Source organism: Streptomyces sp. NPDC058650 (genome assembly GCF_042717315.1).
GTDB lineage: Bacteria > Actinomycetota > Actinomycetes > Streptomycetales > Streptomycetaceae > Streptomyces.
The window spans coordinates 696,081-705,994 of sequence record NZ_JBHXRL010000001.1 but is presented as its reverse complement, the minus strand read 5'-3'; the positions used below and the strand labels follow the sequence as shown (position 1 = coordinate 705,994).

At 71.2% G+C, this 9,914-nt stretch carries 7 protein-coding genes and 3 tRNA genes; 4 read left to right on the top strand and 6 right to left on the bottom strand.

The features are described from left to right. From ACFWWU_RS03480 to ACFWWU_RS03470, 3 genes are all read right to left on the bottom strand, one after another. The coding region (locus tag ACFWWU_RS03480) for a DEAD/DEAH box helicase (RefSeq protein ID WP_384138270.1) at nucleotides 1-1,853 on the bottom strand (1,853 nt) is incomplete at its 3' end. A 198-nt stretch (nucleotides 1,854-2,051) separates the two neighbouring features. Then, nucleotides 2,052-2,819 (bottom strand): hypothetical protein, encoded by a 768-nt coding sequence (locus ACFWWU_RS03475; RefSeq protein WP_384138268.1) that lies wholly within the window; start codon nucleotides 2,817-2,819, stop codon nucleotides 2,052-2,054. Nucleotides 2,820-2,926: 107 nt separating this feature from the next. After that, the gene (locus tag ACFWWU_RS03470) at nucleotides 2,927-3,277 is read right to left on the bottom strand and encodes a metallopeptidase family protein (RefSeq protein ID WP_024756838.1); all 351 of its coding nucleotides are present in this window, start codon (nucleotides 3,275-3,277) and stop codon (nucleotides 2,927-2,929) included. Nucleotides 3,278-3,404: 127 nt separating this feature from the next. Here ACFWWU_RS03470 and ACFWWU_RS03465 point away from each other — a divergent pair. The 3 genes from ACFWWU_RS03465 to ACFWWU_RS03455 all read left to right on the top strand — a co-directional run bounded on the left by ACFWWU_RS03465 (nucleotide 3,405) and on the right by ACFWWU_RS03455 (nucleotide 3,685). Beyond that, nucleotides 3,405-3,477: transfer RNA gene (locus ACFWWU_RS03465), tRNA-Glu, on the top strand. A gap of 38 nt (nucleotides 3,478-3,515) precedes the next feature. Beyond that, nucleotides 3,516-3,589: transfer RNA gene (locus ACFWWU_RS03460), tRNA-Asp, on the top strand. A gap of 22 nt (nucleotides 3,590-3,611) precedes the next feature. Continuing rightward, nucleotides 3,612-3,685: transfer RNA gene (locus ACFWWU_RS03455), tRNA-Phe, on the top strand. A gap of 120 nt (nucleotides 3,686-3,805) precedes the next feature. On the opposite strand, the gene ACFWWU_RS03450 is transcribed toward ACFWWU_RS03455, so the two are convergent. The 3 genes from ACFWWU_RS03450 to ACFWWU_RS03440 all read right to left on the bottom strand — a co-directional run bounded on the left by ACFWWU_RS03450 (nucleotide 3,806) and on the right by ACFWWU_RS03440 (nucleotide 5,803). Next, nucleotides 3,806-4,648 carry a cytochrome c biogenesis CcdA family protein gene (locus ACFWWU_RS03450; RefSeq protein ID WP_384138266.1) on the bottom strand — a complete coding sequence of 281 codons (843 nt, stop codon included), beginning with the start codon at nucleotides 4,646-4,648 and terminating at the stop codon, nucleotides 3,806-3,808. Then, entirely contained in the window at nucleotides 4,645-5,379 is a 735-nt protein-coding gene (locus tag ACFWWU_RS03445; RefSeq protein WP_384138264.1) for a DsbA family protein, read from the bottom strand. The genes ACFWWU_RS03450 and ACFWWU_RS03445 overlap by 4 nt, the downstream gene beginning before the upstream one ends. A 61-nt stretch (nucleotides 5,380-5,440) precedes the next feature. Beyond that, nucleotides 5,441-5,803 (bottom strand): hypothetical protein, encoded by a 363-nt coding sequence (locus ACFWWU_RS03440; protein WP_384138262.1) that lies wholly within the window; start codon nucleotides 5,801-5,803, stop codon nucleotides 5,441-5,443. A 104-nt stretch (nucleotides 5,804-5,907) separates the two neighbouring features. Here ACFWWU_RS03440 and hrpA point away from each other — a divergent pair, with 104 nt between their 5' ends. Beyond that, nucleotides 5,908-9,855: an ATP-dependent RNA helicase HrpA gene (gene hrpA / locus ACFWWU_RS03435; RefSeq protein ID WP_384138260.1), complete on the top strand. Its 3,948-nt coding sequence runs from the start codon at nucleotides 5,908-5,910 to the stop codon at nucleotides 9,853-9,855. Nucleotides 9,856-9,914 lie beyond the last annotated feature (59 nt).

Genomic DNA, 9,914 nt, shown 5'->3' with positions numbered 1-9,914 from the left:
CCGCCACGGTCGTCACGGTTGAAGCCACCCGACGGACGGTCGTCACGACGGAAGCCACCCGAGGACGGACGGTCGTTGTCGCGACGGAAGCCACCGGACGGGCGGTCGTTGTCGCGACGGAAGCCGCCACGGTCGCCACCGCGGTCGCCGCCACGGTCACGGCGCTCGAAGTTGCCGCGATCGTCGCGGAACGCCGGGCGCTCCTCACGGCGCTGCTCCTCGGCGCGAGCGACACGCTCGGCCTCGACGGCAGCGGCCGCGACCTCGGCCTCGGCGGCCTCGGTCACCTCGGCGACAGCGGCCTCCGGGTCCTCGCCGCGCTCACGGGCGGCGCGGGCCACCAGACGGTCGGCCTCCTCGCGGAGCTCGACCGCGCGGCGCTGGAGGCGCTCCAGCTGCTTGGTCAGGTCGACGACCTCGCGCTCGGCCTGCTTGGCCGAGTTGTTCGCGGAGTCGGCCTGGACCTCGGTCAGCGAACGGGCGCCGGTGATCTCGGCGACCTCGGGGTCGAAGGCGCCGCCACCGCCGACGAGGTGACGCGAGGCGTCGACGCCCGCGTCCTCCATCAGCCGGAAGATCTGACGGCGCTGGTGCGGCAGGGCCAGGGAAACCACGACACCGGAGCGGCCGGCACGGGCGGTACGGCCCGAGCGGTGCAGGTAGTCCTTGTGGTCGCCGGCCGGGTCCACGTTGAGGACCAGGTCGATGCCGTCGACGTGGATGCCTCGGGCGGCGACGTCGGTCGCCACGAGGGCGTTGACGTAGCCCTTCTTGAAGTCCTCCAGGACGCGGGTACGGGCGCCCTGCGTCATGCCGCCGTGCAGCGCGTCGGCCTTCACGCCGGAGTCGCACAGCTGCTCGGCGATGCGGTCGGCGCCCAGCTGGGTGCGGACGAAGATGATCGTGCGGCCCTTGCGGGCGGCGATCGCCGCGGTGACCGGGGCCTTGTCCTTCGGCTTCACGACGAGGACGTGGTGGGTCATGGTCGTGACGTTGCCCTGCGCGCTGTCGACCTCGTGCGTGACGGGGTCGGTCAGGTAGCGCTTGACCAGGGTGCCGATCTCGTTCTCCATGGTGGCGGAGAAGAGCATGCGCTGGCCGCCGCCGGGGATCTGGTCGAGCAGCTCGGTGACCTCGGGCAGGAAGCCCAGGTCGGCCATCTGGTCGGCCTCGTCGAGGACGGCGATCTTGACCTGCTCCAGGGAGCAGGCGCCGCGGTTGATGATGTCGCGCAGACGGCCCGGGGTGGCGACGAGGACGTCGACGCCGCGCTCCAGGGCGTAGATCTGGTTGCCCATCGACGTACCGCCGCAGACGACCTTCATCTTGAGGCCGAGCACGTCGCCGTACGGCTGGAGGGCGTCCGCGACCTGCATCGCGAGCTCACGCGTCGGCGTGAGGATGATGCCGCGGGGCTTCTTCTTCTCGGTGTGACCCTCGGCCAGGCCGGCGAGCAGCGGCAGACCGAACGAGAGGGTCTTGCCGGAGCCGGTACGGCCACGGCCGAGGATGTCCTTGCCGGCCAGGGCGTCCGGGATGGTCGCGGCCTGGATCGGGAAGGGGGTCGAGACGCCGTTCTGCGCGAGCTTGCGCACGACGCCCTCGGGCAGACCGAGGTCGCTGAAGGTGATCGTGGGCTCGGCGGGCTCCTCGTCGGCCTCGGCGGAGTCCTCGATGTCGTCGGCGTCGTCGGCGTAGGCGACGTCGTCGAAGTCGGCGGTGGTGTCGTCGGTGTCGACGACGGCCTCGGCGGGGGCCGCAGCCTCGGTGAAGACGGTCTCGGTGGCCTCTACGGCCTCGACGATCTCGTCGTTCTCGGGCATGACGGCGTGGTCAGAACTGAAAATGGACATGCGAAATGCGAAACCTTCCGGAGTCTCGGCACGCGCCCGTCAACTCCGTGAATTCGCAAATCGACCGCCTCAATGCGGTCAGCCACGGCTAGGGAGAGTACGCGCCACACGGCGCTCTTCTGTGTCGGCGCCGGGCAATGGGATCAAACGATCTACTACCATACGCACCCTCCCCCGCCTATGGCAAACCGGACTCGGTCACACCGGTCCGACCTGCGGAGATGCCGCCGGCTCCGAGGGCGCTCCCGGCCCGTCCGCCGCCCCCATCGCACCCAGCTGGGTCTCGGGTCCGGGGGTCGGCGGATCGGTCGGATTCGAGGTCGGCTCCGGCGTCGGTTCCGGGGTGGGCTCCGGGGTCGGCTCCGGCGTCGGGGGCTCGGTCGGGTTCGGGGTCGGCTCCGGCGTCGGCGTCACCGCGCCGCCACCCGGGCCACCGGCCCCGCCGCCGTCGCCACCGCTCCCCGCGCCGCCGTCACCGCTGCCGCCGCCGCTGCCGCCGCTCGCACCGTTCCCGCCGCTCCCCCCGGCCGTGCCGTTCCCGCCGTTCCCGCCGCTCCCGCCGTCGACAGGGCCCCCACCCGAGCCCTGCTGACCGCCTGCGGCGCCACCGGCTCCGCCGCCCGTCTGCCCGGGCTTCGGGGACACGCCGATACCGGCAGGGCCCTCCGAGGGCAGCGACACGCCCGGCGAGGGCTTCGCGGAGGCCGTCGGCGAACCGCTCGGCACCGCGGACTTCCCGCCGCCGTCCGCGTCGGGCCCGCCCTTCTCCGGGCTCCCGTCCCAGGAACCGCCGCCCCCGTCCTGGAGTCCGCCGCCGCCGGCGGCCTCGGCCGCCACACCGCGCTTCCCCCCGGACGCGCCGGGCGTCGGCTTCGCCTCCTCGTCACTCACGCTCATACAGCCGCTCAGACCGGCGCAGGCCGCGACGGCCAGCGCGGCGGCGGCCCATCTCACACGGGTGGGCAAACGGGTGGGCAAATGGCGCACGGGGGCACCTCCAGGGACACAACAGGCAGGAACGGAACGCGTTGCCCTGCCCAACTCCCTTTTGCGCGCAAGGGACACGCCTCGGCTCAGCCGTAGCCCAGCGCGTGCAGCCTCTCGTCGTCGATGCCGAAGTGGTGGGCGATCTCGTGGACCACCGTGATCTCGGTCTCCGCGACCACGTCCGCGCGTGACTCGCACATCCGCAGCGTCGGCCCCCGGTAGATCGTGATCCGGTCCGGCAGCACCCCGGCGTACCACTCGCCGCGCTCCGTCAGCGGCGTCCCCTCGTAGAGCCCGAGCAGCTCGGGATCGTCCGGGGCGGGTTCGTCCTCCACGAACACCGCGACGTTGTCCATCAGCCGGGCGAGTTCCGGTGGGATCCGGTCCAGGGCCTCGGCGACAAGTTCCTCGAACTCCTCGCGCGTCATCTCCAGCACGCGCCCATTGTCCCCCCGTCAGAGGGACTCGCCGGGGGTACGCGGAAACCGTTTTGGCGATCGCGGCCGACATCCCATATGCTTCTCACGTCCCCGACGCGCTGAGAAGCGCCCCGGCGGGCCCTTAGCCCTCATCGTCTAGTGGCCCAGGACGCCGCCCTTTCAAGGCGGTAGCACGGGTTCGAATCCCGTTGGGGGTACGCAGTAACGTGTGCGAGACTTGTCTCGCACATTGCAAGGCTCTGTGGAGCAGTTGGTTAGCTCGCCACCCTGTCAAGGTGGAGGTCGCGGGTTCAAGTCCCGTCAGAGTCGCTGAAGCTGGAAACAGCTTCGTGGCTGGGTAGCTCAGTTGGTACGAGCGATCGCCTGAAAAGCGATAGGTCGCCGGTTCGACCCCGGCCCCAGCCACAAACAGAAGGCCCCGTTCGAAAGAACGGGGCCTTCGTCGTTTCCCCGCACGCACGCGCACTCCCGGACACCGGACACCCGAGTACGGGGAAGGGGCCCGCGCCCCTTCCCCGCGTACGGTCACACCTCCTCGCGCTCCCCCGTACGGCTCCCCCGCCGGCCCCGCACCACGAGCGCCACCGCCACCACGGCCACCACCGCGACGAGCAGCGCCCAGTCCGGCACCGCGCGTCCCAGCTCGGCCACCCGCTCCTCCACCGCGAACGACTCGTCCACCGAGAGCAGCCCCGGCAGCGCGGTCGTCCCGTCGAAGACCAGGAAGAGCGTGCCGAGGGCGATGAAGAACAGGCCCGAGAGGACCGAGGTCGAGTGGAGCGTGAGGGGGCCCACCCGGAGCGGCCGGCCACGCAGCCAGCGCCGCCCGCCCAGGTCGTACCGCTCCCAGAGCAGCGCGAGGACGAACAGCGGGACCGCCATGCCCAGCGCGTACACCGCGAGGAGCAGACCGCCGTACGCCGGGCTGCCGCTCAGCGCCGCCACCGTCAGGACACTGCCCAGGATCGGACCCGCGCAGAAGCCCGCGAGGCCGTAGACCAGCCCGAGGGCGTAGACGGACAGCGCCGACGTGGGCCGGATGCGGCCGCTCGCCTCGGCGATGCGGCGGGAGGCGAAGCCCAGGCCGAGGATCTGGAGGACGCCGAGCCCGATGATCAGCCAGCCGCCGACGGTCACCAGGAGGTCGCGGTTGCCGTAGAAGAACCGGCCCGCGAGGGATCCGGCCGCGCCCAGCGGGACGAGGGTGGTGGCCAGGCCCGCGTAGAGGATCCCGGTCCTCGCCACCAGCTTCGCGCGCGTGTCGATCGAGTACGCGAAGAAGGCCGGCAGGAGCAGGGCGCTGCACGGGCTGAGGAGGGCGAGCAGGCCGCCGAGGAAGGCGGCGAAGTACCCGATGCCGGAGGTCACTGCCCGGCCTTCGCGGGCTTTGCCGCCGCCTTCGCCGCCGCCTCGATGGCCTCGGTGAAGGTCTCCAGGGGCTGCGCTCCCGCGATCGGACGGCCGTTGACGAGGAAGGACGGGGTGGAGGTCGCGCCGAGCGCGTACCCCTGCTCCTGGTCCTTGCGGACGGCCTCGCGGGCCGCCGTCCCGTCGGTGTCCTTCGCGAACCGGGCCGCGTCGGGGACGCCGGCCTCCTTCGCGAGGGCCGCGAGCCGGTCCTTCCCGAAGCCCTTCTCCTTGGCCCCCTCGGCGTACGCGGCCTTGTGGAACTCCCAGAACCGGCCCTGTCGCCCGGCCGCCCAGGAGGCGCGGGCGACGGCCTCCGACTCCTCGCCGAAGATCGGGAAGTTCCGCCACTCGATGCGCAGGGTGCCCTCGTCCACGTACTTCTTCACGAGGACCGGCTCGGTGTCCCGGGCGAACTTCCCGCAGTAGCCGCACTTGAAGTCGGCGTACTCGATGAGGACGACGGGCGCGTCGGCCCGGCCCAGGGCGAGCTTGTCGGCGGCGTCGCGGCGCGCGTACGCCTCCAGCTCGGGATAGACGCCGGCGGACGGGTCGGCGGAGACCTCGGCGACGGCGGACGAGCCGCCCGCGCCGCCGGCGGACGGCGCGGTGGCGGTGTACGAGACGACGCCGAGCAGCACGGCGGCGGCCGCCACCCCGGAGACGATCACGATCGGCTTGGACTTGGACATGCGGAAGCGCTCCTGAGGAGGAAAGGGAGAAGGAGAAGGACGGCGGAGTGCGGCCGTCCGTCTACACCCTCATCAGGGTCGACAGCTCCACCGGTGTCGGCGCCACGCGCTCGGGCGGCTCCCGGCCCGGCGCCGTCCCCCGCCCCTCCGGCTCCCCGTGCCGGACCGCGCACGGCGTCCGGTCGGCGGCCAGCGCGGGCAGCAGCTCCGCGAAGCCGTTGGCCCGCGGCGGTACGACGGGACCCGGGGCGCCGGTGTCGGCGGCGTGGCCCGGGTCGCAGCCCGGCACGACGGCGACCGCGACGGCCTGGGCCCCGGGCGGCGCGGCAGAAGCGGACACCGTCACCGTCCCGCACACCAGCAGGCACAGCACCAGACCCGCCAGCGCCGCGAAGGCCGCCGGCGCGCGGGTGGTGCGGAACATGGCGATACCTCTCGGGTCCGGTCGACGTGCCCGAAATAGTACGCACCCCCCACCCGGAAATCGGTTCGCCGCTTCTCGTCCGCAGGTGCGATCCTGGGATCCGTATGTCTACTTCCTTCGCCGCCCTCCAGTCCGTCCTGGCCGAGGTCTCGCTGCGGGACTCCCACCGGCTCGGCCGCCGTCTCGAAGGCGCCCGCCGCATCCGTAAGCCCGAGGCCCGTGAGGCCGTCCTGGACGAGATCGCCGCCGAGGCGGCCAAGGCCAAGGAGCGCGTCGACGGGCGCGCCTCTCGCGTGCCCGCGATCACGTACCCCGAACAGCTGCCCGTCTCGCAGAAGAAGGACGAGATCCTGGAGGCGATACGCGACCACCAGGTCGTGATCGTCGCCGGTGAGACGGGTTCCGGTAAGACCACCCAGATCCCGAAGATCCTCCTGGAGCTCGGCCGCGGCGTCCGGGGCATGATCGGGCACACGCAGCCCCGCCGGATCGCCGCCCGCACGGTCGCCGAGCGGGTCGCCGAGGAGCTGCGGACCCCGCTCGGCGAGGCCGTCGGCTGGAAGGTCCGCTTCACCGACCAGGTGAGCCCGGACGCGACCTTCGTGAAGCTGATGACGGACGGCATCCTGCTCGCCGAGGTCCAGACGGACCGCGAGCTGCGCGCCTACGACACGATCATCATCGACGAGGCCCACGAGCGGTCCCTCAACATCGACTTCCTGCTCGGCTACCTGGCCCAGCTGCTCCCGAAGCGCCCCGACCTCAAGGTCGTCATCACCTCCGCGACGATCGACCCGGAGCGTTTCTCCCGCCACTTCGGCGACGCCCCGATCGTCGAGGTCAGCGGACGTACGTACCCGGTCGAGGTCCGCTACCGGCCCCTCCTCGAGGAGGACTCCGAAGAGTCGGACCGGGACCAGATCACCGCGATCTGCGACGCCGTGGACGAGCTCCAGTCCGAGGGCCCGGGTGACGTCCTCGTCTTCCTCTCCGGTGAGCGCGAGATCCGGGACACCGCGGACGCGCTCCTGAAGCGGAACCTCCGGAACACCGAGGTCCTCCCCCTCTACGCCCGCCTGAGCCACGCCGAGCAGCACCGCGTGTTCCAGGCCCACTCCGGCCGCCGGATCGTGCTCGCCACGAACGTCGCCGAGACCTCCCTGACCGTCCCCGGCATCAAGTACGTGATCGATCCGGGCACCGCCCGCATCTCGCGCTACTCGCACCGCACCAAGGTCCAGCGCCTGCCGATCGAGGCGGTCAGCCAGGCCAGCGCCAACCAGCGCAAGGGCCGCTGCGGCCGTACGTCGGACGGCATCTGCATCCGCCTCTACTCGGAGGACGACTTCCTGTCGCGTCCGGAGTTCACGGACGCCGAGATCCTCCGTACGAACCTGGCCTCCGTCATCCTCCAGATGACCGCGGCGGGCCTCGGCGACATCGAGAAGTTCCCCTTCATCGACCCGCCGGACCACCGCAACATCCGGGACGGCGTGCAGCTCCTCCAGGAACTCGGCGCCATCGATCCGGCCGAGAAGGATCCGAAGAAGCGGCTCACCCCGCAGGGCCGGAAGCTCGCCCAGCTGCCCGTGGACCCGCGGCTCGCCCGCATGGTCCTGGAGGCGGACAAGAACGGCTGTGTCCGCGAGGTCATGGTGATCGCGGCGGCGCTCTCCATCCAGGACCCGCGCGAGCGGCCGTCCGAGAAGCAGACGCAGGCCGATCAGCAGCACGCCCGCTTCAAGGACGAGGCGAGTGACTTCTCCGCCTACCTGAACCTGTGGCGGTACGTCCGCGAGCAGCAGAAGGAGCGGGGATCCAGCTCCTTCCGCCGGATGTGCAAGCAGGAGTACCTGAACTTCCTGCGCATCCGCGAGTGGCAGGACATCTATACGCAGCTGCGGACCGTCGCGAAGCAGCTGGGCATCCATGTCAACGAGGAGGACGCGCCGGAGCAGTCCGTCCACGTCTCCCTCCTCGCCGGCCTGCTCTCGCACATCGGTCTGAAGGACGTCAAGGAGGGGGCGAAGAACGACTACCTCGGCGCCCGCAGCGCCAAGTTCGCGCTCTTCCCCGGTTCCGCGCTCTTCAAGAAGCCCCCGCGCTTCGTCATGTCGGCCGAGCTCGTGGAGACCTCGCGCCTCTGGGCCCGGGTGAACGCCCGGATCGAGCCCGAGTGGATCGAGCCGCTCGCCGAGCACCTGACGAAGAAGACGTACAGCGAGCCGCACTGGGAGAAGGACCAGGCGGCCGTGATGGCCTTCGAGAAGGTGACGCTGTACGGCGTGCCGATCGTCGTCGACCGCAAGGTGAACTACGGCCGGATCGACCCGGAGGTCTCCCGCGACCTGTTCATCCGGAACGCGCTGGTCGAGGGCGACTGGCGCACCCACCACAAGTTCTTCGCCGACAACCGCAAGCTCCTCACCGAGGTCGAGGAGCTGGAGCACCGCGCCCGGCGCCGGGACATCCTCGTCGACGACGAGACGCTCTTCGACTTCTACGACAAGCGCGTCCCCGAGCACGTCGTGTCCGGCGCCCACTTCGACTCCTGGTGGAAGCACAAGCTCCACGAAGGAGGCGCTGCGGCGGAGTTCCTGGACTTCGAGCGCGAGATGCTCATCAACGAGAAGGCCGCCGGGGTCACCAAGGACGACTACCCGGACTCCTGGCGGCAGGGCCCACTGAAGTTCCGGGTGACGTACCAGTTCGAGCCGGGCGCGGACGCCGACGGCGTGACCGTCCACGTCCCGCTCCAGGTGCTCAATCAGGTGACGGACGAGGGCTTCGAGTGGCAGATCCCGGGTCTGCGCGGCGAGGTCGTCACCGAGCTGATCCGCTCCCTGCCCAAGCCGATCCGCCGCCACTACGTGCCCGCGCCGAACTTCGCGACCCGCTTCCTGGACGCGGTCGTCCCGGTGCAGGAGCCGCTGGCGGGCGCGCTCGCCCGCGAGCTCCAGCGGATGGTCGGCGTCCCGGTCACCGCCGAGGACTTCGACTGGGCGAAGGTGCCCGAGCACCTCAAGGTCACGTTCCGGATCGTCGACGAGCGGCGCCGCAAGCTCGCCGAGGACAAGGACCTGGAGACGCTGCGCCTCCAGCTGCGCCCCAAGGCCCGTAAGGCCCTCTCGCAGGCCGCCGCGGCGGCGACGGCCGGCCCGGACGGCTCCGGGCCCTCCCTGGAGCGCACGGGGCTCACGGAGTGGACGATCGGGACGCTCACGAAGGTCTTCGAGACCAAGCGGGGCGGCCAGCCGGTCAAGGCGTACCCGGCGCTGGTGGACGAGGGCGCGACCGTCGCCGTACGGCTCTTCGACACGGAGGCCGAGCAGGCTCTGGCGATGTGGCGGGGCACCCGGAAGCTGATCATGCTGAACATCCCGGTGAACCCGGCGAAGTTCGCCTCGGACAAGCTGACCAACCAGCAGAAGCTGGCCCTGTCCTCGAACCCGCACGGCTCGATCCAGGCCCTCTTCGACGACTGTGCCACCGCCGCGGCCGACAAGCTGATCGCCGACCACGGCGGCCCGGCCTGGGACGAGGAGTCCTTCCGGAAGCTGTACGACAAGGTCCGCGCGGACCTGGTGGACACGACGGTACGGACGGTGGGCCAGGTCCAGCAGATCCTGGCGGCCTGGCAGGCCTGCCAGCGCCGGCTCAAGTCCACCAACAGCCTGGCCCTGATCAACAACCTGACCGACGTGCGCGAGCAGCTGGCCTGGCTGATGCCGGCGGGCTTCGTCACCCGGACGGGGCTCAAGCGGCTCCCGGACCTGATGCGCTATCTGGTGGCGGTGGACCGGCGGCTCCAGCAGATGGCGACCGGCGTCCAGCGGGACACCACCCGCATGGAGAAGGTCCACGAGATGCTCGACGAGTACGCGTGGCTGCTCGAACAGCTCCCGAAGGGCCGCCCGGTGCCGACGGAGGTCACCGACATCCGCTGGATGATCGAGGAGCTGCGGGTGAGCTACTTCGCGCACGCGCTGGGCACGGCGTACCCGGTCTCGGACAAGCGGATCGTGAAGGCGATCGACGCCGCGGCGCCCTGACCGCCGGCGAGTCCGGCGGTGAGTCCGGCGGCGGACCGGCGGTGAGTTCGACCAGACCG

Coding starts and splice junctions, on each gene's coding strand:
- ACFWWU_RS03445 (WP_384138264.1), bottom strand. CDS start 5,379: ATGTCCAAGTCCAAGCCGATCGTGATCGTCTCCGGGGTGGCGGCCGCC.
- ACFWWU_RS03440 (WP_384138262.1), bottom strand. CDS start 5,803: ATGTTCCGCACCACCCGCGCGCCGGCGGCCTTCGCGGCGCTGGCGGGT.
- hrpA (WP_384138260.1), top strand. CDS start 5,908: ATGTCTACTTCCTTCGCCGCCCTCCAGTCCGTCCTGGCCGAGGTCTCG.